The organism is Bradyrhizobium sp. CCBAU 11434, from assembly GCF_028128895.1.
In the GTDB taxonomy this organism is placed as follows: Bacteria; Pseudomonadota; Alphaproteobacteria; order Rhizobiales; family Xanthobacteraceae; genus Bradyrhizobium; species Bradyrhizobium zhengyangense.
This window is the reverse complement of record NZ_LBJX01000099.1, coordinates 319882-342629: the sequence shown is the minus strand read 5'-3', so window position 1 is coordinate 342629 and position 22748 is coordinate 319882. Positions and strand designations below refer to the sequence as shown.

Below are 22748 nucleotides of genomic sequence, written 5' to 3'. Positions count from 1 at the left end.
CGGCTTATTTGTGCAGCTGGGTGAGACCGGTCGGCGGGCCGTCAACTCCGGTCCAGCCACCATCGACAAACAGCGTGCTGCCACTGACATAGCTCGCTGCATCCGAGGCGAGATAGGCAACGGCCGTGGCGACCTCGTCGGCGCTGCTCCAGCGGTTGAACACGGTGTGGCCGGCGTAGAGATTGTAGATGTCGGGCCGCTTCTTGAAAGGGCTGGTCAGCGCAGTCTCGACGATGCTCGGCGCGATTGCGTTGACGCGCACGCCGGCATGGCCGACCTCGGAGGCAAAGCCCTTCACCAGCAAACCGATTGCCGCTTTGGTCGAGCCGTAGACTCCCAGGCCCGGCTCGATGGTCACCGCGCGCACCGAGGAGCAGGCGATGATGCTGCCACCCTTCTGCTCGACCATGATGCGGCCGAACGCCTGGAAGAACCAGACCGTGCCTTTGACGTTGAGGTTCAGGACGCGGTCGAGATCCTCCTCGGTGTAGTCGAGGATGGTCTTGCGGATGTTGAGCCCGGGCGTCGTCACGGCGATGTCGAGCCGCGCGAACTTCTGCATTACCGTCTTGGCGAGCGCATTGACGTCGGCAATGCTTGAAGCATCGCAGCTCGCCGCCTCGGCCCAGCCGCCCTTGTCGCGAATGCCCACGGCCGTCGTCTCTGCCGCATCAAGCGCGCGATCGGCGCAGACCACTCGGGCGCCAAGCCCTGCCAGCGCTTCGGCCGACGATTTGCCGATGCCCGATGCGGCGCCAAGCACCACGGCGGTCTTGCCGGTGAGATCGAAGAGCTTGCGATAGTCAGTCACGGTCACATCCTTTTCTTGTTGCAGCCATGCGGCTCGTTGCGCAGCAAACGGCCGGGATACGAGGTCGGGGTACGTTCGTACACCCGGCAGCCAACCCATCAATCCAAAAACGGCATCGATCGATGCTCGCTTCAACTTGGACTCCGCACTCCGCGCGCCCTTACGAAGGCCGACGGGGAAATGGATTCAAGGAGGGGCGCTTGAGCGCGAACAGATCCGTCATGGTCGCCAGAAAAATCTCGCGCTCTGCTTTCGGTTCGAGAACAACCGCTTCCTGCTGCAATGCAGCAGAGACACCCCCTCCTAACCTCCTAGTTGATCTTCGCGCAGACCGTCTCGTATACTAATATATCAATTAACTGAGCACGCATGTCCGCCCGTTCGACGAAGAAGACTGAGGCCTCGGCTTCAACGATGACCGGTCCTCGCCGCGGTCGGCCACCGCTGCGGGCGACGGCGTCGTCGCGCATCTACAGTGAGCTGCGCAGCGAATTGGTCACGATGCGACGCCGGCCTGGCGAAGCGGTTTCGGAGTCCGAGATCGCGCTCAGCTATGGCGTCAGCCGCACGCCGGTGCGCGAAGCGATCCTCAAGCTCTCCGACGAGGGCCTGCTCGACGTTTTCCCGCAGTCGGGCATCTTCGTTTCCCGCATCCCGCTCGCCGCCCTGCCTGAGGCCATCATCATCCGCAAGGCTCTGGAGGAGACGACGGCGCGGCTCGCGGCCGAACGCGCGACGACGAGCCAGGTTCTGCAATTGCGCTCGATCGTGGAACGTCAGCGCGAAGCGGATGCGGCTGGAGACCGTGTTGCATTTCACCAGGCCGACGAGTTATTCCACGCCACCATCGCCGATGTCGCCAGACATCCCGGAATCTGGACGCTGATCCTGCATGTGAAGGTGCATGTCGATCGCTATCGCCAACTGACGCTGCCGGTCACCGGGCGCATGACGCAGGTGATTGCCGAGCATGAGCCGATCCTCGCGGCGATCGAGGCGCGCGACCCGCAACGTGCTGGGATTGCGATGGAGCGGCATCTCGACCGGCTGCTCCGCGACATCTCGGAGACGCAACATACCAATCCGGAGTTTTTCGCCAGCACGGAATGACCGTATCGCCGGTCGACGACGACACACACCGAAGAAATAATGAGGGAGGACTACCATGAGACGCCGTGATTTCATCAAATTGAGTGCAGGACTTGGCGCAGCCACGCTTGCTCCGATCTCGTCAGGCCGCGCCCAGACCAAGGCCGTGTTCAAAGCTGCCGACGTGCAGCCGGTCGGCTACCCGACAGTTGCCGCCGTCGAGAGCATGGGCAAGAAGCTCGCCGAAGCGACGCAAGGCCGGCTCTCGATCCAGACCTATCCCTCCGCACAACTCGGCGCGGAGAAGGAAACGATCGAGCAAACCCAGATCGGTGCGATCCAGATGCTGCGCGTCAGCGCCGGCGCGGTTGGCCCGATCGTCGACGACATCAACGTCGTCAACATGCCGTTCCTGTTCAAGAATGTGGCCCAATCCTGGAAGATGATGGACGGCGACGTCGGCCAGGAGCTGCTCGAAAAGATCACGGCGAGCCCGAACGCCAATCTGGTCGGTTTGTGCTGGATGGATTCCGGCGCGCGCAGCTTCTACAACACCAAACACCCGATCAAATCGATCGCCGACATCCACGGGCTGAAGCTTCGCGTGATCGGCAATCCGATCTTCATCGACATGGTCAACGCGCTTGGCGGCAACGGCATCGCGATGGGCTATGACCAGGTGTTCTCATCGCTCCAGACCGGCGTGATCGACGGCGCGGAGAACAACCCGCCGAGTTACGTGTTCAGCAACCACTACACCGCGGCGAAATACTACTCGCTGACCGAGCACCTGATCATCCCCGAGATCCTCTGCTTCTCCAAGCGATCCTGGAACGCGCTGTCTGCCGACGACCAGGCGCTGATCAAGAAGTTTGCGCGCGAGGCCCAGCTCGAGGAGCGCGAGCTCTGGAAGAAGTATGAGACGACGGCGATGGAGAAGGCCAAGGCCGCCGGCTGCGAGATCGTGGAGATCGCCGACAAGAAGCCATTCCAGGATGCGGTCAAGCCGGTCTGGGACAAGTATGGCCCGAAATACCAGGCCATGATCCAGCGCATCCAGGCGCTCTAAGCTTGCTCAAACAGGAGCCAAAGCGCGGCGATCACTCACCGCGCTTTGGCCTTCACAATCCGGACCACCGACAGAGCAGGAAACGAGGATGGCCGCACTGTTTCGCCGAGCGATGGACTTTCTCTACCTGTTGTGCGTGATCGTCGGCTGCATCGCACTGGTGCTGATCTCCGCGGTGATCCCGTGGGCGGTGTTCACGCGTTACGTGCTCAACAGCGCGGCTTCATGGCCGGAGCCAATGGCGGTGCTGCTGACGATCGTGCTGACCTTCATCGGCGCCGCCGCCGGCTATCGGCTCAACCTGCACATGAGTGTCAACTATTTCGCCAAGAAGCTGCCTCCGCTGCTGCAGCGGGCGACGGACATTCTGGTCCAGCTTCTGATGGCGCTGATCGCACTGTTCATGGTGATCTGGGGCGAGAGCCTGGTCGAGGTCACCTGGCACAACAGCATCGCCGACTTTCCCTCGCTGTCGGTCGGCGTCACCTATCTGCCGATCCCGATCGGCGGCGTCTGTCTGCTCCTGTTCGTGATCGAACGGATTTTCCTCGGCGTGCCGCCCGACCCGATCGGCAAGCATTCCGAAACCGCCCCCTTCGAGTGAGCCGGGAGTCATCGCAATGGACATCTTCATCCTCCTCGGCACGATGATCGTATGCTTCCTGATCGGCATGCCGATCGCCTATTCGCTGGCAATGGCGGCGATCGCCGGTGCGCTGTCGGTCGGTATCCCCCTGGAAGCGTTGATGCTGAAAATCTCGGACGGCGTCAGCAAGGTTGCGATGCTGACGATTCCATTCTTCGTGCTCGCCGGTGCCATCATGGCCGAAGGCGGCATGGCGCGGCGGCTGGTTGCCTTTGCCGACGTGCTGGTCGGCTTGACGCGCCTGCGCGGCGGCCTGTCGATCGTCAACGTGCTGGCGACCACGTTCCTCAGCGGCATCTCCGGCTCGGCGGTGGCCGATACGTCGGCGATCGGCTCGGTGATGATCCCGCAGATGGAGAAGAACGGCTATCCGCGCGTCTTCGCCACCAACCTCACCATCTCGTCCTCGGTGCAGGCGCTGCTGGTGCCGCCGAGCCACAACGCCGTGCTCTATTCGCTTGCCACCGGCGGCACGATCTCGATCAGCGCGCTGTTCATGGCGGGCGTTTTCCCGGGACTGCTGATCGGCTTCTCCCTGATCATGCTGTGCCTGGTGATTGCCTATCGTGAGGGCCACCCGCAGGGCCGCACCGTGCCGGCCAAGGATGCCATCAGGATCACGATCGATGCGGCCTGGGGCCTGATCACGCTCGTCATCATCCTCGGCGGCATTCTGGGCGGCATCTTCACCGCGATCGAAGCCGGCGCGGTCGCCTGCATCTGGGCGTTCTTCGTCACCATGTTCGTCTACCGCGACTACAAATGGCGCGACCTGCCGGTGCTGCTGCACCGGACCTTGCGCACCGTCGCGATGGTGATGACGCTGATCGCCTGTGCTTCCGCCGTCGGTTACATCATGGCGCTGACGCAGATGCCGGCGAAGATGACGGCGTTCTTCCTGTCGATCTCCAGCAACAAATACGTCATCCTGTTGCTGCTCAACGTCCTATTGCTGCTGCTTGGCACGCTGCTCGACATGGCGCCGTCGATCCTCATCGCCACGCCGATCCTGCTGCCGGTGATGCAGAATTTCGGCGTCGATCCCGTGCACTTCGGCATGATCATGCTGCTCAATCTCGGCATCGGCCTGTGCCATCCGCCGGTCGGCGCGATCCTGTTCGTCGGCTGCGCCGTCGGCAAGGTCTCGCTCGAGGAGGTCATGCGCAAGATCTGGCCGTTCTACGGCGTCATGCTGTTCGTGCTGATGCTCGTCACCTACCTGCCGGAGATCTCGCTCTGGCTGCCGCGTCACATCCTGCACTGAAGCGGACCGCGCCGGCTTGACGTCGCCGGCGCGTCCCTCGATCGGCAGGATCACTCGCCGTCGAGACCGCTCTCGGCAAGCTCGCGCAGCGCCTCGGTATCGAGCACGACGATGGCGCCATGCTCAAGGCGGACCCAGTTACGGCCGGCCCACGCGCGTAATTGCTTGTTGATGCTCTCGCGCGTCATCCCCACCATTTCGCTGATCTCCTGCTGGGTGATCGCGAGGGTGCCGCTGCCGGAATCGAACTTACGCTCCTCGGTGAGGCCGAGCAGCGCACTCGCAAGCCGCCCCGGCAGATTCTGCAAGATCACCTGCTCGACCTGCTGGCTGGTCCAGCGCAACCGCGCGCAAAGCAATTCGATGAATTTCATCGCGAGTGCCGGCTGACTCTTCACGAACGGAAGGAAGTCGCGGCGGTCGATAATGTAGAGCTCGCAATTGGTGTTCGCGGTCGCATCGGCCGACCGTGGTGCGCCATCGAGCACCGCGATCTCGCCGAAGATCTCTCCGGGACCGATCAGATTGAGAATGGCGTTCCGGCCATCGGGGGATGAGGAGGAAATTTTCACTGTTCCCGTGATCACCGCGAACAGATTGTTTCCGGGATCGCCCTTGGCGGCGATCGTCGCTCCGCGCTTGACCGTGGTGTGCTTGGCGTAGCGGCAGAGTTGATCGAGCGCGTCCGGCTCCAGATCTGCGAAGATCGGATGCTTGCGCAGGACCGACAGTTTGTTACCCGACGACTGCCGGGGGTCGCCGGTCTTGTCCTGAGGCACGCCGGGACTCCTAAGACTGCGAGCGCTGGAGTTCCTGCGTAGTCAGTGTTGCCCGTCTTTTCAACCGGAAAGCGGGGGACAGTTTGAGGCAAGTGCCGTTAAAATGCCGCGGTCGCGCCACGAGTCTGCACCTGCAGGGTGCGTCGCTGCGATCCAAACCATGCAGAGTTGCAGAGAAGGCAGATAGCGATTAGTCGCGAGCACCGCGGAACAGGCCGACGGCCACCTGGAAGACGCATCCAAGTGATCTCGGGAACTTCAGCCCTTCGTATTTGAACCGCGCCTGCCAGCACTGGTCTGTCGGTCCGCCCAAGCCAGCGCCCAGGCAAATGCGACAAAGACGGCCACAACGGCCATGGTCACCAGCAGCGCGTCAGTCGGCATCATGCCCTCCCGAACTTTGTTGTGGGCATTATTGGCGAGGCACGATTGCCGTCATTGATCCGGATCAAAAATCAGCGGAGGCCCGGGCAAGGCCGGGATTCAGGCTGCGGCCAAAGCTTCGACCCGGGCGGGGTCGCGCAGGCTGATTCCACCATGGATGATCTCGATCGCACCGTGCCGTTCCAGCTTGGTGAAGGTGCGGCTGACGGTTTCGATGGTCAGGCCAAGATAGTCCGCAATGTCCTGCCGGCTCATCGGCAAGGGGACCGTATTCGACGCGCCCTTGAGCGAGACCAGTCGCTCCCGCCAGCCGAGCAGAAAGGTCGCGACTTTTTCATCCGCCGAGCGACGGCCGAGCAGGACCATGTGGTCGCGCGCCTGGCTCAGCTCGCGGATCGCCAGCTCGTTGATCCGCTTGAGGAGATGGGGTCGGTCCTCGATGAAGCGGCCGAACGGTGCCTTGGCGAATTGGCACACGGTCACAGCACCGATCGCATCGGCCGAAAAATTGTGGCGGCCGGATAAGTTCATCCCAAGGAAATCACCGGGCAAGGCAAAGCCCACGATCTGCCGCCGACCGTCAGGCAGCAGCTTGTAGAGCCGCATCACGCCTTCGAGGAGGTTGTAGAACGAGGTCGTGATATCCTCCTCGGAAAACACGGTCTCGCCCGCCCCGAAATGAACGCGGCGCCCGAGATGCTCGAACTCCCTGAGCTCGGCCGGGTCCATCGACGCACAAACCGCGATACCGCGGACCGCGCAGTCGCTGCAAAAATGACCGTTTGGCTCAATCATCGTCACGGAAGCCTTCATCCCACCGCTCCAGGCGTCACCGAATCTCCGCCCCTGACAGAGATCCACCGCGCCAAGTGCATTTTACTGCAACCTGCCAAAGCCGATTGACGCAGATCAAATTTGACGCCCACCCCCGCCCTACTCTGCGCCGAGAATTCAACGGGACCAATTTCCATGCTGCATACCGCGTTGCGCCACGGCCTGATTGGGCTGCTTCTGGTCACTCCCGCCCTCGGCGCGCCGACCGCCGAACAACGCGGCAAGGCCTATGCGCGCGCCAATTGCGCGCGCTGCCACGCGATCGACCGTCGCTCAGAAAGCCCGCTTAAGATCGCTCCGCCGTTCAGGACCTTGCACCAGCGTTACGCGATCGATTCCCTCGAGGAAGCGCTCGCCGAAGGCATCTATACCGGCCACGCCGACATGCCCGCTTTCGAGCTCGAGCCTGACCAGATCCATGATCTGCTGTCCTATCTCAAGACGCTCGAGTAGCTTTACACCGCCTGCACGGTCCAGCCGATCAGCTCCCTGGCGACGCGCGCGAAAGCTGCGTCGAACGCCGTGACCGCGGCAGCTGGCTCGACCTTGTCCAGTTTCTCGCTGGTCTCGATCAGGCGTGATGCGATCACCTTGCCATTCTTGTCGACGAGCCGTGCCGACAGTCCGATTTCGGCCCGCGGCTCCCCCTCCGTGGCAATGCGGAAGCGCCTGATGTCGATCAATAGCTGATAGTCCGCCTGCCCCAAGTCTGTCGTCCGCAACGGGGCGTGCGCGATATCGTAATTCTCGAAGCTATCGATCAGCCGCGCCTGCACCAGCTTTGGAATGCTGTCGGCCCACAGGAAGTCGGCGAAGCCCTTAATATCGCCAACCGGCGAGAACAGCATGCGCTGCGTCTGAAGCATCGCCACCGCGGTCGGCTCCGGAATAGCCAGCGATGCCGAGAGTGTCTTGCCGACCTGTCCAAGCTCCAGCGGCGTGCGGAGATCATAGGTGATCTTCTGCGCGGGTGCGCCGCCGCCCGTCATTTTCTCGAGGCCCGCCAGGATGCCGTCAATCTTGCCCGTGTTGCGCGCGAGGCCATCCGAGAACGTCTTGAAATTGGCGATGGTGTCCTTGAGTGGACCGGAATTGTCCTCAAGCACGGAATCGACGCGGCGCAGCGCATCGCGTGCTGCCTGCGTCATGCTCTGGCCCGCGCCGGCCTCGGCGATCAAAGTCAGGGGTTCGCCGGACTTCGCGACGATCATGCCGCCCTCCAGCGTCACCACCGGCACGCCCGTCAGCCCTTGGAACTCAAGCCCGACCTTGGTGTCGGTCCGCACCGGCGTTGCCGAAGCGACCGAGATCGTCGCGTTGACAAAGCGCGGGTTGTCGGGCGCGAGGCCAAGCTGCGTCACCTCACCGACGCGGATGCCGTTGAATAGCACCCCGGCACCAACCAGAAGACCTGGCACCGGTCCCTGGAATTGTACATGGTAGTTCGCGCGCGGCCCGATGCCACCGCTGTTGTTCAGCCAATAGACGAAGCCGAATACCGCGAGGATCGCGGCCAGCACGAAGGCGCCGATCAGCACATAGGGAGCGCGGGTTTCCATGTCTCATCTCATCTGTGGTTGCAGCATCTGCGAGCGCTTGCCGTGGAAATAGGCCCGCACCCAAGGATGCTCGGATTGCAGCAGGTCGCGCATCGGTCCGATCGCCACGATCCTGCCGTCGGCAAGCGCAGCGACGCGGTCGCAGACCGTGGTGAGGCTTGCGAGATCATGGGTGACCATGAAGACGGTGAGCCCCAGGGTCTTTTGCAACGTCCGGATTAGCGTATCGAAATCGCCTGCGGCGATCGGGTCGAGGCCGGACGTCGGCTCGTCGAGGAAGAGGATTGGTGGATCGAGCGCGAGCGCGCGCGCCAGCGCCACGCGTTTGGTCATTCCGCCCGAAAGTTCGGAGGGATATTTGTCGCCGTCCTGCGCGCGTAGTCCAACCATCTCGAGCTTGGCGATCGCGATCTCGTCCATCAGCTCCTGCGACAACACGAGATTTTCGCGAAGCGGAAATTGTACGTTCTGCCTGACGGTGAGCGAAGAGAACAGCGCGCCCTGCTGGAACAGGATGCCCCATGTCGCTGCGCGGCTGCCACCATGCGGGCCGCCAATCGGCTGTCCCATGACTTCGATGGTGCCGCTGCGACGCGGGATAAGACCGATGATGGTACGCATCAGCACCGACTTGCCGCCACCAGACGCGCCCACCAGCCCGAGGATCTCGCCGCGGCGGACATCGAGCGATAGATGGTCGAGCACGGTCTGACGGCCAAAACCGACCACGAGGTCACGGACCCGGATCGCGAACTCTGCTTGCGGCTCGGGCATCGTCACATTCCGATCGACGCGAAGAAGATCGCGAACAGGCCGTCGAGCACGATCACCAGGAAGATCGACTTGACCACCGATGTCGTCGTCTGGCGCCCAAGGGATTCAGCGCTCCCTTTGACGCGCAATCCTTCGCTGCAGGCGACGATCCCGATGACCAGAGCCATGAACGGCGCCTTCAGGATCCCGACCTCGAAATGAGTGACGGAAATGGCCTCGTGCAGGCGCGCGACGTAGATCGCAGGCCCCATGTCGCCGTAGAATTGTGCAACCAGACCGCCGCCATAGAGCGCGGCCATCGATCCGATGAAGGCGAGAATTGGCAGCGCGATGACGAGGGCGGCCACGCGCGGCAAGATCAGGACGTCGACGGGATCGAGCCCCATGGTCGAGAGCGCGTCGATCTCTTCACGCATTTTCATCGAGCCGAGCTCGGCGGTATAGGCGCTTCCCGAACGTCCTGCGACCATGATGGCCACGATGAGCACGCCGAGCTCACGCAAGACGAGGATGCCGACCATGTCGACTGTGTAGGACTCCGCGCCGAACCTGCGAAAATGAAAGAATCCCTGCTGGGCGATGATGGCGCCGATCAGGAAGGTGATCAGTACGACGATGGGAATCGCCTGCAACCCGATCCGGTTGAGCTGGTAGACCAGCGACGTCAGCCGCAGCGAGCGAGGCCGCCGCAAGACGCCGACCATCGCCATGAACAGGGCGCCCAGCATTTGCAGAAAGATCGCGATATCTTCACGGGCACCGATCGTGGCCTTGCCGAGGTCATTCAGCCTCTGCAGGACCGGGTTGGAGGCAGCCACTGGCGGCGGCGTGTGACGATTGACCTGCCGCACCTCTTCCAGCAGCCCACTGAAGTGATCGGCCACGCCCACGACCTCGGCTGGCCTGCCAGATGACGCAGCCTTGCGCGAGAGCTTCTCCAGGATCCAGGCACCGAGCGTATCGAGCGCGCTGATGCCCGACATGTCCAGGGTCACGGCTCTGGATCGATCGACCTCAGCGCCGACCGAGCGGGACAATGTCTCCAACGTCGTCACATTCGCCGCAGTCCAGGGCCCTTCCGGGCGCAATTTTAGCACATCGCCAGACGGCGTCGCCAGCAACAGCGGTTCTGGGTTCACGCTTCCACCTCATCGGGACAATTGGGTCCCATTCAGCCGCCATTTCTAGGCCAGCATGTGGCGGCGGGTTTGACCTGTCTCAAGACTGCGACTACCCGGCCCGCTTGACGCAAATCAAGCGCGGGCACACCGGCGCGACTTAGGTTTGGTCCATTCAATGGAGACATCAAATCCATGTTCGACAGCGACAGGATGAGCGAAGAATTGCGGACGCTGAAGGTGGACGTCGCCCGGCTGCTGAGCACGGCTGGCGAGGAGATGTTCGAGAGTTCAAAGGACCGGGCCGAGATCCTCGCCGATCAGATCAAGGCGGCACTGGCCGAACTCGGCGAAACCGTCAGCGAGGAACAGGAGCAGCTTCATGACTTTATCACGGAGCGCCCCGTAGCCTCGCTCGCTTCCGCATTTGCGCTCGGCGTGGTCGTCGGCTTCATGCTGAGGAGGCATTAGGTGAATACCGAGAATGTGGTCAAGCATCTGCGCGTCTTGTGGCGCACTGACAGGATCATCGCGGATATCCGGCTGCGCCACTTGCTGGTCGGGCTTGGACTGCGGGCCTTCGCGGCACTGATCGCCGCATTCGGTCTGTTGATGCTGGAGCTGTCGGCCTACTTCGCCCTGGTCCAGATCTGGAGTGCGATCGCCGCGGCGGCCGTCCTTGGAGCGATCAACTTCGCCATCGCGGCGATCCTGTTCATCGTCGCCGGGCGCCCGCCGTCCGGCCGCGACATCGAGCTCGCCAATGAAATCCACGGCACTTCAATCGAGGCGCTTCAAATCGAAGCCCGGGCGTTTCAGACCGAATTGAACGGCGCGGTCCACCATCCGCTCAGCACGATCGTGCCGGTGCTGGTGCCGCTCATCGCGATCATCGTCAAGAACATGCGGAGGACCGCCAGAGAGAGTGGAGCAGACGTAACGTCCGAGGCGCGTTCGTAGCGACGCGCCTCAGAGCTTCAGCCGGACGTCGCAGATGTCTGGCTCGGTAGGATCCGGCTTGATTTCGAAGCCGAGCTGGCGGCACATCTCGAGCATGACGACGTTTTCCTTGAGCACGTCGCCCGAGATGGTCTTGAGGCCTTCCGATTTGGCGTATTCGATGATCAGCTGCATCAGGGCCCAGCCGAGACCCCTGCCCTTGAGGTCGGACCGCAGCAGGATCGCGTATTCGCCTCTCTCGTAGATCGAGTCGGAGTGCAACCGCACCACACCAACCATCTCGTTGCTGTCGTCGAACGCAATGAACGCCATGGCCCGCGCATAGTCGAGCTGGGTCAGGCGCGCGATGAACTCGTGGGTAAACTCCTTCATCGGCGCGAAGAATCGCAGGCGAAGATCGTGAGGCGTGACGTGACGCAGAAATTCGTGGATGGTCGGCTCGTCCTCGGGGCGCAGGGGACGCACCGAGATGTGCCAGCCGTCCTTGAGCGTAAGGCGGCGCTCCCATTGCGACGGATAGGCACGAACGGCGAAATTTGCAGGGCCGGAGCCCGCGAATTTCCGCTGCGGCGGCCCCACGGCCACGCGGGCATCGACGGCCGTTACGCCGGTTTCGTCTGCGAGCAGCGGGTTGATATCGAACTCGCGGATTTCGGGAATGTCCGCCGCGATCTGCGCCAGCTTGACCAGGACCAGAGCGACTGCGTCCTGCTTGACGGCCGGCACGTCCCGGTAGGCAGGCAGCAACCGCGACACGCGCGTGCGCTCGATCAGATCGCGGGCGAGCTGCAAATCAAGCGGCGGCAGCCCCAGGGCCTTGTCATTGATGATCTCCACCGCCGTCCCACCGCGGCCGAACACGACGACGGTGCCGAAAGTCGGATCATCGGCGAGACCCATGATCAGCTCGCGCGCCTTGGCCTTGACGACCATTGCCTGCACAATGATGCCATCAATGCGGGCTTCGGGCCGCAATGTCTTCGCCCGTGTCAGAATATCAGCGGCGGCCGCGCGTACCGCGGCCGGTGTCGTCAGATTGAGCACGACGCCTCCGACATCGGACTTGTGAACGATGTCGCGCGACAGGATCTTGAGCACGACGGTGGCGCCTTGCGCGAATATCTCGTCCGCGTAACCGACCGCCTGCTCGACATCTTCAGCCGCATAAGTCGGTACCATGGCGATGTCATAGCACCCAAGCAGATGCTTGATCTCGACAGGCTCGAGCCATTTGCGTCCGTCAGCGAGGGCCGTCGAGACGATCTGCTTCGCAGCGGCGACGTCGGGCACGAAACTGTCGGGCATTGCCGGGGGAACCTGGCTCAGCTCGTCGACCACCTCGCGATGCCGGACGATATGCATGAAACCGCGCACCGCATCGTCTTCAGTCGGATAGTTCGGAATGCCGGCGGCGGATAGCGTCGCGATGATCTCCTGATCGGCCCCGATCCAAGCCGCAAGCACGGGCTTGGCCCAACTTCGGTGCTTCTCGCGGTATCTTCTGATGACTTCGGTCACGGTCGTCGCGATCTCGGCGGCCGATGCGATCGCGGTCTGCACGTTGAGCACCAGGACCGCGTCATTGCCGGGATCGTCAAGCAGAACCTCCAGCGCTGCGGCGTAACGCGGCGCATCGGCGTCGCCGACGATGTCAACGGGATTTGCGCCTGACCAGGCCGGCGGCAGCACCGCGTCGAGTCTCTGGCGCGTCTGCGGTGTCATGGGCGCGGGAACTCCGCCAAGGTCCGCGAGCCGATCAACCGCGAGGACACCGATGCCGCCGCCATTGGTCAGAATCGCAAGGCGCTTTCCTGCCGGGGACCCGACCCGGCCCAGGGTCTCGGCACAATCGAACAGCTCGCGCAGATCGGATACCCGAAGGACGCCGGCGCGGCGGAAGGCGGCATCATAGACCGCGTCGGCGCCAGCGAGCGCACCTGTATGCGTGGCAGCCGCCGTCGCCCCGTGCGCCATGCGGCCGGACTTCACGACCACGACTGGCTTCACGCGCGCCGCGGCGCGCGCCGCCGACATGAATTTCCGGGCGTCCTTGATGGCCTCGATGTAGAGCAGGATCGCCCGCGTCTTGTGGTCCATCGCGAAATAGTCGAGCAGATCCGCGATATCGACGTCGATCTGATCGCCAATCGTGACGATGCCCGAGAAGCCCACGCCACGTTGCGTTGCCCAGTCTACCATGCCGGCTGCGATCGCGCCCGATTGCGAGATCAGCGCGAGGTTGCCTGCCGCCGGCATATGCGCCGCGAAGGTCGCATTGAGGCTTGTGCCGGGCATCATGATGCCGAGACAGTTGGGGCCGATCAGCCGCATGCCATATTTGCGGGCGGCGGCGACGGTGGCTTCCTGAAGCGATCCAGGTCCCTGGCCGAGCCCCGCCGAAACGATTAGAGCTCCGGCCGAGCCACGACGGCCGGCCTGATCGATGATGTCGGGAATCTCACCTGCCGGCGCGGTGACGACGATGAGCTCGGGCACGAAGGACAGTTGCGCCAGGCTGGCCACTGCAGCCATGCCGCCGATCTCCGCATGGCGCGGGTTCACCAGGCCGAACGGCCCCTTGAACTTCGCCTTGCGAATGTTCTCCAGGACCGCACGCCCGACGGAGACCGGGCGGGAGCTTGCGCCGACCAGCGCGACCGACTGGGGCGACAACAGGTTTTTCAGGCGGTAAGTCGACATAATCACAATCGTCCGATCGGGCAACGGGTCCGACAGAAGCTAGACCGGATAGGATAAGAGTTGAAACGCACCTAGTGCGACATCATCACCCAACATGGTGGCTGGCCGATGACGGTCTTGGTCACCCCGCCCCAGACGGTCTCGTTCAGGCGCGAATGGCGATAGGCCCCCATGACGATGGCGTCGACGGCGTGAGATTGTGCCCAGCTCCCGAGCACCTTGCCGATCGAACTTCCGTTGCCCTTCACCGTTTCGAAGGATGCATAAATCCCATGTTCCCTGAGATGATGGACGAGACTGTCGCCGGATTGCGCAATCGCCTCGTCCTGATCGTCTGCCACGGTGACGACGTGTACCATAGTTGCCGCTTGCAGGATCGGCAATGCATCGCCGACCGCGCGTGCGGCGCGCGCCGAGTGGTCCCAGGCAATCATGACATTCTCGAATTCCGGCCGCAACGTCGCCGCGTACTGCTCCGGACATAGCAGCAGCGGCCGGCCGGATTGGAACAGGAACGTTTCAACGAGGTTTTCGGTTTGGCTGTCGTGCGGCTTCACGGGAATCAAAGCGAGATCGCTGAACCGCGCATGCTCGGCCAGGGTCGACGCGATCTGGTCCGCCGGCACCCTGCCCGCGCGGCTTTGGGCGCGAATGCCGACCCGCGAGGCAGCGTTGGTGAATGCATTCAAGAGCTGCTGCATCTCGCCCGCCTCGCGCGCACGGCCAAGTTCGGCGGGCTCCGGGTCGCCGGGAAACACCACTTTCGGCCGCACGAAGGCATCGTCCTCGAACGCGAGGCCGGTGATCCTGGCACCGAGATCGGCGGCAACGGCGACGCACTTCTCGATTGCAGCCAACGTAGGGGCGCGCGCCTCGCCAAACAGCGGCAGAAAGACGTCCTTGATGGGCATCGGATTCTCCTTAAAAATCAGAATAGGCCGCCTTCGGTCTGGACGCTTGATCCTCCTCAAGCCGGGAAAACTCCGCTCCGGGCCGGTCGAGCCGAGGCCAAGCCTTGACGGAAGTCAAGGACTGGTCTCAGCCCCGGAGTAAGGGTTACCCTGGTTTGTGGCCGGACCGTTTGGGGCGCCCATCCGCATGATGCCGGCAGGGATGACAGACAATTCTGCGACCCAGGAAAGGATCTTTGCGGCACTGACCGCGGATCCCGGCGTGAAGCGGATCGACACGCATGCAGCTTCGGTCTTCCTCGACGGGGCGCGCGCGCTGAAGATCAAGCGGACGGTCAAGTTTCCGTTCCTCGACTATTCGACACTCGATAGGCGCAAGGCGGCCTGCGAAGAGGAGATCCGGATCAACCGGCCGCACGCGCCACAGATCTATCATCGCGTTGTGGCCATCACAGAAGAGCCGGACGGATCTGTGACGATCGACGGCCGCGGTCGGCCGATCGAGTATGCCGTCGACATGTCGCGCTTCGACGAGAATCAGACGCTGGATCATCTGGCGAAGGCCGGACGGTTCGATTCGGACTTTGCGTCCGCGATCGCCGACGCGATCGCCGCCTCGCACGCGGCCGCAACGCCCACCGACAGCGCTGCATGGGTTTCCTCAATCCCAGACCTGATCGACATCAACAGCAATGGCCTGCGCAGCGGCGATCGTGTCCAAACCGCGGAGATCGAGCAGCTTGCACAAGTCTCGCACGCGACATTCCACCGCATTCGTCCGCTGCTCGAAGAACGCGGCCGGCGGGGCTTCGTCCGCCGTTGCCACGGCGATCTGCATCTTGCCAATATCGTATTGATCGAACAACAGCCTGTGCTGTTCGATGCCATCGAGTTCGACGCGAAGATGGCGACTGTCGACGTGTTCTACGACCTCGCATTCACTCTCATGGATCTGTTGCACCACGATCAGCCGCTGGCGGCCAACGTCATCCTGAACCGGTATCTTGCCGCGACAACGCCCGAAAATCTCGACGCGCTCGGCGCGCTGCCGCTGTTCATGTCCATTCGCGCGGCAATTCGCGCCCAGGTGGCGCTGGCGCGGACGAAATCGTCGCATCTCGACGATGCCGGCATTCTTGACGAGGCACGCCGCTATTTTGACCTGGCCCGGGCGCTGATCCAGCCTCCCGCTCCTCGTCTGGTCGCTGTGGGCGGACTGTCGGGCACCGGCAAAACGGTTCTGGCGCACGCACTCGCGCCGACTGTGACGCCACAGCCGGGTGCCGTCGTGCTGCGCAGCGATGTCATACGCAAGCAGATGCTCGGGGTCGCAGACACAGACCGGCTGCCACCATCCGCCTACACGCCCGAGCTTGCCGAGCGGGTCTACACGACCTTGGCCGAGCGCGCCCGCCGTGTATTGACCCAGGGCCATTCGGTGATTGTCGACGGGGTGTTCGCCCGCGATTTCGAACGAGACGCCTGCGCCAGGCTGGCCCGCGAATGCCACGTGCCTCTCACCGGCCTCTTCCTGGTCACAGATCTTGCGACCCGGCAGGCCCGAATCGGCGATCGCCGCGACGATGCGTCGGATGCCACTCAAGAGGTTGCCGCGTTGCAGGAGCACTATAATATTGGCCATATCGATTGGGCGACCATCGACGCATCCGGAACGCAAGCGCAGACGCTCCAGAGCTGCCGGGACGCGATCGCTAAGGGTAGTTAAGGCAATCTGATTGGCGCGGGCTAGGATGGCGCGACCCACCAGGAGTTCGAAGGCGACCGTCGATGCAAAGCCGGCAGCGAGCCGCAATACGTTGCCCGGCCGCCTGAGCCCCGGCATGGCCTGCGACACAGCTTTCCGAATCATCGCACGCCGTCATCTCACGGCCGTCCTTGCCCAACACGACGGCACCTGCCGTGGCGATCCGGACGCGCTGCACGAGATCCGAATCGCGCTGACCCATTTGCGGACCGCGATTCGCTTCTTTTCGCCTATGGTCGATGATGCGCTGCGCTCCAAAGTCTGGGCCGAGCTGAAGTGGCTGAATAGCCAGCTCGGCATGGTGCGCGATCTCGACGTCGCCATTGAACGCATTTTGGCCGAGACCGGCGGCGAGCTCGCTGTGATCGCCGAACTCCGACATTGGGATGAGAAGCGCGCAGAAAGCCATCGTTTGCTGGCCCGTACGCTGCAATCGGCACGATATCGTCGGCTGATCGAACAGACCTCGAGCTGGATCGAGAGGGGCCCCTGGGCGACGCGCCGTAGCAAAATGGCCATCAGGCTACGCCGCTGCCCGCTCGCCGACCACGCGACGGCACAGCTGACCGAATGGGAGAGGACGCTACTCAGGAAGGCCAAAAGGTTGCGCAAGCTTGACGTGGAGAAGCGGCACAAGCTGCGGATTCTCAACAAGCGGCTGACTTATTCGCTCGAGTCGCTGGAGGATCTGTTCACCGACAAGTCGCTGACGAAGCAGAAATCGGTCCTCAAGCAATTGCGCAAGGCGCAGAAGTCTCTCGGACAGCTGAACGACGATGCGCGCGGCCAGACACTGGCCGCGTCGTTGAACGAGGCGGCCCCCGAAGCCGGCATTCGCTTTCTCAACCGCAAGCGCGAGAAGAAACTGTTGCAGACCGCGTCGACCGCGTATCGCAAGCTGAACAAAGCCAAGCCGTTCCGCTGCTCCGATCTAACGCCGGATGCGGAGCCGGAAGACTAGGTGTGGACGTAGTCGCCGGGAGCGTCGGGCAGGCCACTAAGGTCACCATATCCGATCCGCGGCGGATCACAGAGCGCGCCGGATCTCGCGACGAGCCAGCGGGTCCACTCCGGCCACCACGATCCCTCGACATGGGGGGCGAGCTTTAGCCATTCATCCGGGCCGACATAGGGCGAGTCCGCAGCCTTGGTCATCACCTGATAGCTGTGCCCGGGCTCATCGGGCGGCGCGACGACGCCGGCATTGTGGCCGCCACTGGTCAACAGGAAGGTCAGGTCAGCGTCGACCTGATAGTGGAGCTTGTGCACGGATCGCCACGGCGCCACATGATCGGTGATCGTACCGACCACGAACATCTGGACATGTATGTCGGACAGCGAGATGTCCCTGCCTTCCACAAGGTAACGTCCTTCGGCGAGGTCGTTGTCAAGGAACAGCTTACGCAGGTATTCCGAATGCATGCGATAAGGCAATCGCGTTGCGTCCGCGTTCCAAGCCATCAGATCACTCGGCGGCGCCGCGTCGCCCATCAGGTAATCGTGCAACAGCCGCGACCAGATCAGGTCGTTCGAACGCAGCAGCGCAAACGCGCTAGCCATCTGTGCCGTATCCAGATAACCCCGCTGCCACATCATGTCTTCAAGGAAGGCAACCTGGCTTTCGTTGATGAAAAGCGTCAGCTCGCCCGCCTCGGTGAAGTCGGTCTGTGCAGCCAGGAGCGTGATGGTGCCGAGACGGTCATCACCGTCGCGCGCCATTGCAGCGGCAGCGATAGATAGCAGAGTTCCGCCAAGACAATAGCCGAGCGAATGGACCTTCTGCCCGGGCAGGATTCGGCCGATCGCATCCAGCGCGGCCATCACCCCCAGCTTGCGATAGTCGTCAAACGCAACATTCCGATCCCTGGCATCCGGATTGCGCCAAGAAATCGCGAACACGGTAAAGCCCTGATCGGTGAGAAATTTAACCAGCGAATTCTGCGGCGACAGATCCAGGATATAGTACTTCATGATCCAGGCCGGCACGATCAGGATCGGCTCGGGCCGCACTTTTGCTGATGTCGGATAATACTGGATCAGCTCGATCAGCGCGTTGCGGTAGACCACCTTGCCGGGCGACGCCGCAACCGTTTGGCCGACGACAAACTGATCGCTCCCGACAGGCTTTGCGGCCAAGAGCATCCGCATGAAATCGCCGTACCAGTTCTGCCAGCCAAAGACAAAATTCTCTCCGCCGCTTTGAAACGCCTTCTCCAGCACTTCCGGGTTTGTTGCTGCGAAATTCGACGGCGCAAGCATGTCCAGCATCTGGCGCATCGAGAATTCGACAATGGCTTCATTCGCACGCGAGACGCCTCGCACACCCGTCGTGGCATCGTGCCACCAGCGCTCGCCGAGCAGAAACGCCTGCGCCAGAAGATTGAAGGGCGCGGCCTCCCATTGCGGTTCCTTGAAACGGCGGTCTCGTTTCTCTGGCCGGATCACGGACCAGGGCTCCAGCCCCGCTGTCGTCACGTGCGCAGCTGCTTCCAGCAACCGGCTGCTATCACGAATGACGTTGTTAGCGATCTCCATCCGTCGCTGCGGCGCCCACGCGAGATGGGAACTCCAGTCGAGCCAGGCAAGCATCAAGGCGGTCGGCGAAAGTCCGCCCGTGTACCGCGCCAGCCTCGCATGGAACATGCGGTCCAGAGAATAACGTTCATACGCCGGCTCGGCGGCTGGCATCTCGGCGATAGGTTTGTTGTTCGTCGCAGACGGCGCGGCGCCAACAACCGGTTCGACGGATGACACTGGCAACACCGGCTCTCCGGTCCGGGGAAGGATCTGTACGACGCTCATGGCCAAGGATTCTCGTGCGCTTCTGGTCTTCGCAGCGCAGGATATGGCCTCCGGCCCGGCAAACGTTGAGCTGCATCAATTGCAGAGATTGATCACAATCGCTCAACCAGGACGGACCGAGCTCGTCGCTTGACATGCGTCAAACCATACCGCCGGGCACCATCTAGATTTGACCTGCAAAAATTTGACAAGCCAGCGGAGCACCCCATGCGCGCCCACCAGATCATGACCCGGTCGGTCATCTCAGTTACCCCCGACACCAGCATCGTCGAAGCCGCGAATATCATGCTGAAGCGTCACGTCAGCGGCCTGACCGTGGTCGACGACAGCGGCAAGCTAGTCGGCGTGGTCTCGGAGGGTGACTTCATCCGCCGCAGTGAAATCGGTACCGGGCGCAAACGCGGACGCTGGCTGCGGTTCATTCTCGGCTCCGGCAAGTCGGCCAGCGACTTCGTCCACGAACACGGCCGCAAAGTTTCCGAGGTGATGACCACATCGCCCGTAACCATCACCGAGGATACCGCGCTTGCCGAGATCGTCGATCTGATGGAGCGAAACAATGTGAAGCGTCTTCCGGTGATTCGCGGCGACAAGGTCGTCGGCATCGTGTCACGCGCCAATCTGCTACAAGCGGTGGCAGGCCTTGCCCGCGAGGTGCCGGACCCGACTGCCGACGACGATCACATCCGCGGACGCATCATCGATGCCATGGAGAAATACGACTGGTGCCCGTTCGGGCTAAATGTCATCGTGCGCGATGGTATCGTTCACTTGAGCGGCGTCATCACCGAGGAGCGGGCACGACAGGCAGCGGTCGTAGCCGCCGAGAACGTCGAGGGCGTCAAAAAGGTGCACGACCATCTCTGCTGGGTCGACACCATGTCGGGCGTCTATCTGAATTCGCCCGAGGATGACGATCTCGCCAAAGCAAGCTGAAACGGCGAGCTGCGCGCGAGAAGCGGCTCAGTGAGGAATGATGGCGGTGGCCTCGATCTCGACGCGCGCCGCCTTCTCGACCAGACGCACCACCTGAACCAGCGCCATCGCGGGATAGTGCGCACCGAAGATCGCACGGTAGATTTTGCCGAGCTCCTTCAGGTTTGCGAGGTACTCCTCCATATCGACGACGTACCAGGTCAAGCGCACCAGATGCTCGGGCCGCGCGCCGGCCTCGGCCAGGATCTCGGCGATGTTGCTCAGCGTCTGGCGCACCTGCGCGACAAAGCCGTCAGCGAGACGCTCCTGGGCATCCCAGCCGATCACGCCGCCGGTGACGACAATGCGTCCCTCGACGGCCATGCCGTTGGCATAACCCTTCGGCATCGGCCAGCCGGAGGGCTGGAGCACCTGCGCCCCGCGGCTGGTGTTATCCTCGGCAGCAGTCGGTAGCACCGCAAGCTGTGGGCCCTTCGGCGTTGTCACGGACAATTCTTGATCCTCATCTCATTCTGCCGCAACGCCCGAGGACGTCGCGGCCGCCTGCGCCAGTTGTCGCAAGGCGAAGCGCTTCAATTTGCCGGTTTCGGTCTTGGGCAGCTGTGTCACGAACTCGATCGCGCGCGGGTACTTGTACGGGGCGATCTCGCGTTTAACATGCTCCTGCAACTCGGTCGCGAGCTCTGCATTCGGCGTCACACCCGGGGCAGCTATGACATAGGCCTTCACGATCATCCCGCGCGCCTCGTCCGGCGCACCGACGACACCGCACTCGACGACGGACGGATGGGTGAGCAGCGCCGCTTCGACATCCGTACCCGCGATATTATACCCGGATGACACGATCATGTCGTCGGAGCGCGACTGGTACCAGAAGTAGCCATCAGCATCCATCAGGTACGTATCGCCGGTGATGTTCCAGCCGTTCTGGACGTATTTGCGCTGACGCTCGTCGGCGAGATAGCGGCAGCCGGTCGGCCCGCGCACCGCGAGCTTCCCAATGGTGCCCGCCGGCAAGTCATTGCCATCATCATCGACGATCTTCGCCTCATAGCCGGGCACGGGCTTGCCGGTCGCGCCTGGGCGAATCTCATCCTCGATCGCACTGATGAAGATGTGCAGCAGCTCAGTGGAGCCAATCCCGTCCATCAGCTTGATGCCGGTCGCCTTCAGCCAGGCATCGAATGTCGGCTTGGGCAGCGTCTCGCCGGCGGAGACGCACTTTCGAAGGGAGGAAATGTCGCGGCCTGGAAGCTTGCCGATCATGGCTCGGTAAGCTGTCGGCGCCGTAAAACAGATCGTGGCCTTGTACTGCTCGATTGCCGTCAGGAAGTCATCGGGCGTCGTCTTTTCGAGAACGACGAAGGAGGCGCCGATATGCAGCGGAAACAGCACGCCGCCGAAACCGAAAGTGAAGGCGAGCGGCGCCGAACCGATAAACCGATCCGTCTGTTCTGCCCGCAGGATGTTGCGCGCATAGCCATCGCACACCGCCAGCATGTCCCGGTGGAAATGCATGGTGCCCTTGGGATCGCCTGTTGTACCCGATGTGAAGGCAATCAGGCAGATATCGTCGGAGGCGGTATCGACGGCCGTAAATTCAGAGCTCGCATTCGCGATCAGTGCCTCGAGCGATTCGGCCGCACCATTGCCCCAATAGACGACGTGCTTGAGACCGGGCGCGGCTACCCTTGCCTTCTCCATCTCGTCGGCGAGTTTGCCGTCGCAGAGCGCGAGCGTGATCTCCGCCTTCTGGATCGGATACGATAGCTCCTTGGCGCGCAGTAGCGGCATCGTTGCGACACAAATGCCGCCGGACTTGATCACCGCGAGATAGGCCGCAACCATCATCGGGCTGTTGGCGGAGCGCAGCAGCACGCGGCCACCGGTGACAAGTCCGAGCTTGCTGACCAGCACATTGGCGATGCGGTTCACCAGCGCCTGCAATTCGCGATAGGTGTAGCTGACGGCGGGACTGATGACGCAAGGCGCATCGCCGTGTCCTTGCTCGACCCAGCGATCGAGGAAATAGCTGACGCAGTTCAATCGCGCCGGATAGCACAGCTCCGGCCGCGTGAAGATGAACTCCGGCCAGAGATCTGGCGGCGGCAGATGCTGCCGCGCGAACTTATCGACATGGGCGGTCGCAGCGTTTACGGCCTGCGAGCCCGAGACTTGAACCTTGGCGGCGTTGGCCATCGCACGCTCCTTTGCGCATGGAAAGCACCCGGCAGCACTCACAGGAAAACATTTTAGGCTTAAAACAATTTTGCGCAATAGCGGATTTGGGGCAAACCATGCATTTTGGTGCAGCAAGCTGGCATTGGCGAGCGCCTCGGCCCGTAGA

At 62.6% G+C, this 22748-nt stretch carries 21 protein-coding genes; 10 read left to right on the top strand and 11 right to left on the bottom strand.

Annotated elements, in window-relative coordinates:
- Positions 1–4: 4 nt before the first annotated feature.
- Complete coding sequence (locus XI06_RS32455) at positions 5–811, bottom strand: SDR family NAD(P)-dependent oxidoreductase (protein ID WP_237872888.1); 807 nt, start codon at positions 809–811, stop codon at positions 5–7.
- A 414-nt stretch (positions 812–1225) separates the two neighbouring features.
- On the opposite strand from XI06_RS32455, the gene XI06_RS32450 reads away from it, so the two are divergent.
- From XI06_RS32450 to XI06_RS32435, 4 genes are all read left to right on the top strand, one after another.
- Positions 1226–1921, top strand: coding sequence for a GntR family transcriptional regulator (locus tag XI06_RS32450; RefSeq protein ID WP_237866873.1), 696 nt, complete (start codon positions 1226–1228; stop codon positions 1919–1921).
- A 55-nt stretch (positions 1922–1976) separates the two neighbouring features.
- Positions 1977–2969, top strand: coding sequence for a TRAP transporter substrate-binding protein (dctP, locus tag XI06_RS32445; RefSeq protein ID WP_237872889.1), 993 nt, complete (start codon positions 1977–1979; stop codon positions 2967–2969).
- Positions 2970–3057: 88 nt separating this feature from the next.
- Entirely contained in the window at positions 3058–3573 is a 516-nt protein-coding gene (locus tag XI06_RS32440; RefSeq protein WP_237872890.1) for a TRAP transporter small permease, read from the top strand.
- 16 nt (positions 3574–3589) lie between these two features.
- Complete coding sequence (locus XI06_RS32435; RefSeq protein WP_237872892.1) at positions 3590–4879, top strand: TRAP transporter large permease; 1290 nt, start codon at positions 3590–3592, stop codon at positions 4877–4879.
- A 50-nt stretch (positions 4880–4929) separates the two neighbouring features.
- Here XI06_RS32435 and XI06_RS32430 read toward each other — a convergent pair whose 3' ends face one another.
- Both XI06_RS32430 and XI06_RS32425 read right to left on the bottom strand, forming a co-directional pair.
- Positions 4930–5658, bottom strand: coding sequence for a Crp/Fnr family transcriptional regulator (locus tag XI06_RS32430; RefSeq protein ID WP_237866807.1), 729 nt, complete (start codon positions 5656–5658; stop codon positions 4930–4932).
- Between the two features lie 483 nt (positions 5659–6141).
- Positions 6142–6855, bottom strand: a complete 714-nt coding sequence (locus XI06_RS32425) for a helix-turn-helix domain-containing protein (protein WP_237866809.1) — start codon at positions 6853–6855, stop codon at positions 6142–6144.
- A gap of 156 nt (positions 6856–7011) precedes the next feature.
- Between XI06_RS32425 and XI06_RS32420 the strand changes: the two genes are divergently transcribed.
- The gene (locus XI06_RS32420; RefSeq protein ID WP_237866810.1) at positions 7012–7329 is read left to right on the top strand and encodes a c-type cytochrome; all 318 of its coding nucleotides are present in this window, start codon (positions 7012–7014) and stop codon (positions 7327–7329) included.
- Positions 7330–7331: 2 nt separating this feature from the next.
- Here the strand turns inward: XI06_RS32420 and XI06_RS32415 are convergent, their stop codons facing one another.
- The 3 genes from XI06_RS32415 to XI06_RS32405 are packed head-to-tail and all read right to left on the bottom strand — an operon-like array spanning position 7332 to position 10348.
- Positions 7332–8435, bottom strand: coding sequence for an ABC-type transport auxiliary lipoprotein family protein (locus XI06_RS32415; RefSeq protein WP_237872893.1), 1104 nt, complete (start codon positions 8433–8435; stop codon positions 7332–7334).
- A 3-nt stretch (positions 8436–8438) separates the two neighbouring features.
- On the bottom strand, positions 8439–9209 hold the full coding sequence (locus tag XI06_RS32410) for an ABC transporter ATP-binding protein (protein ID WP_237866814.1): 771 nt from the start codon (positions 9207–9209) through the stop codon (positions 8439–8441).
- 2 nt (positions 9210–9211) lie between these two features.
- Entirely contained in the window at positions 9212–10348 is a 1137-nt protein-coding gene (locus XI06_RS32405) for an ABC transporter permease (protein WP_237872894.1), read from the bottom strand.
- Positions 10349–10522: 174 nt separating this feature from the next.
- On the opposite strand from XI06_RS32405, the gene XI06_RS32400 reads away from it, so the two are divergent.
- Both XI06_RS32400 and XI06_RS32395 read left to right on the top strand, forming a co-directional pair.
- Complete coding sequence (locus XI06_RS32400; RefSeq protein ID WP_237866818.1) at positions 10523–10798, top strand: hypothetical protein; 276 nt, start codon at positions 10523–10525, stop codon at positions 10796–10798.
- Entirely contained in the window at positions 10799–11287 is a 489-nt protein-coding gene (locus XI06_RS32395; protein ID WP_237872895.1) for a phage holin family protein, read from the top strand.
- Between the two features lie 9 nt (positions 11288–11296).
- Here the strand turns inward: XI06_RS32395 and XI06_RS32390 are convergent, their stop codons facing one another.
- Together XI06_RS32390 and XI06_RS32385 are read right to left on the bottom strand one after the other, a co-directional pair.
- A complete protein-coding gene (locus tag XI06_RS32390; protein ID WP_237872896.1) occupies positions 11297–13987 on the bottom strand; it encodes a bifunctional acetate--CoA ligase family protein/GNAT family N-acetyltransferase in 2691 nt (896 codons plus the stop codon).
- Positions 13988–14058: 71 nt separating this feature from the next.
- Complete coding sequence (locus XI06_RS32385; protein WP_237872897.1) at positions 14059–14898, bottom strand: universal stress protein; 840 nt, start codon at positions 14896–14898, stop codon at positions 14059–14061.
- 202 nt (positions 14899–15100) lie between these two features.
- On the opposite strand from XI06_RS32385, the gene XI06_RS32380 reads away from it, so the two are divergent.
- Positions 15101–16624 carry a bifunctional aminoglycoside phosphotransferase/ATP-binding protein gene (locus tag XI06_RS32380; protein ID WP_237872898.1) on the top strand — a complete coding sequence of 508 codons (1524 nt, stop codon included), beginning with the start codon at positions 15101–15103 and terminating at the stop codon, positions 16622–16624.
- Positions 16625–16649: 25 nt separating this feature from the next.
- Positions 16650–17624 (top strand): CHAD domain-containing protein, encoded by a 975-nt coding sequence (locus XI06_RS32375; protein ID WP_237866826.1) that lies wholly within the window; start codon positions 16650–16652, stop codon positions 17622–17624.
- On the opposite strand, the gene XI06_RS32370 is transcribed toward XI06_RS32375, so the two are convergent.
- Positions 17621–19465, bottom strand: coding sequence for a PHA/PHB synthase family protein (locus tag XI06_RS32370; protein WP_237873011.1), 1845 nt, complete (start codon positions 19463–19465; stop codon positions 17621–17623). The genes XI06_RS32375 and XI06_RS32370 overlap by 4 nt on opposite strands.
- Before the next feature lie 207 nt (positions 19466–19672).
- Between XI06_RS32370 and XI06_RS32365 the strand changes: the two genes are divergently transcribed.
- Positions 19673–20401: a CBS domain-containing protein gene (locus XI06_RS32365; RefSeq protein WP_237872900.1), complete on the top strand. Its 729-nt coding sequence runs from the start codon at positions 19673–19675 to the stop codon at positions 20399–20401.
- A 27-nt stretch (positions 20402–20428) separates the two neighbouring features.
- Here the strand turns inward: XI06_RS32365 and XI06_RS32360 are convergent, their stop codons facing one another.
- Together XI06_RS32360 and XI06_RS32355 are read right to left on the bottom strand one after the other, a co-directional pair.
- Positions 20429–20887, bottom strand: a complete 459-nt coding sequence (locus XI06_RS32360; protein ID WP_237872902.1) for a RidA family protein — start codon at positions 20885–20887, stop codon at positions 20429–20431.
- A gap of 21 nt (positions 20888–20908) precedes the next feature.
- Positions 20909–22600: a benzoate-CoA ligase family protein gene (locus tag XI06_RS32355; RefSeq protein ID WP_237872903.1), complete on the bottom strand. Its 1692-nt coding sequence runs from the start codon at positions 22598–22600 to the stop codon at positions 20909–20911.
- Positions 22601–22748 lie beyond the last annotated feature (148 nt).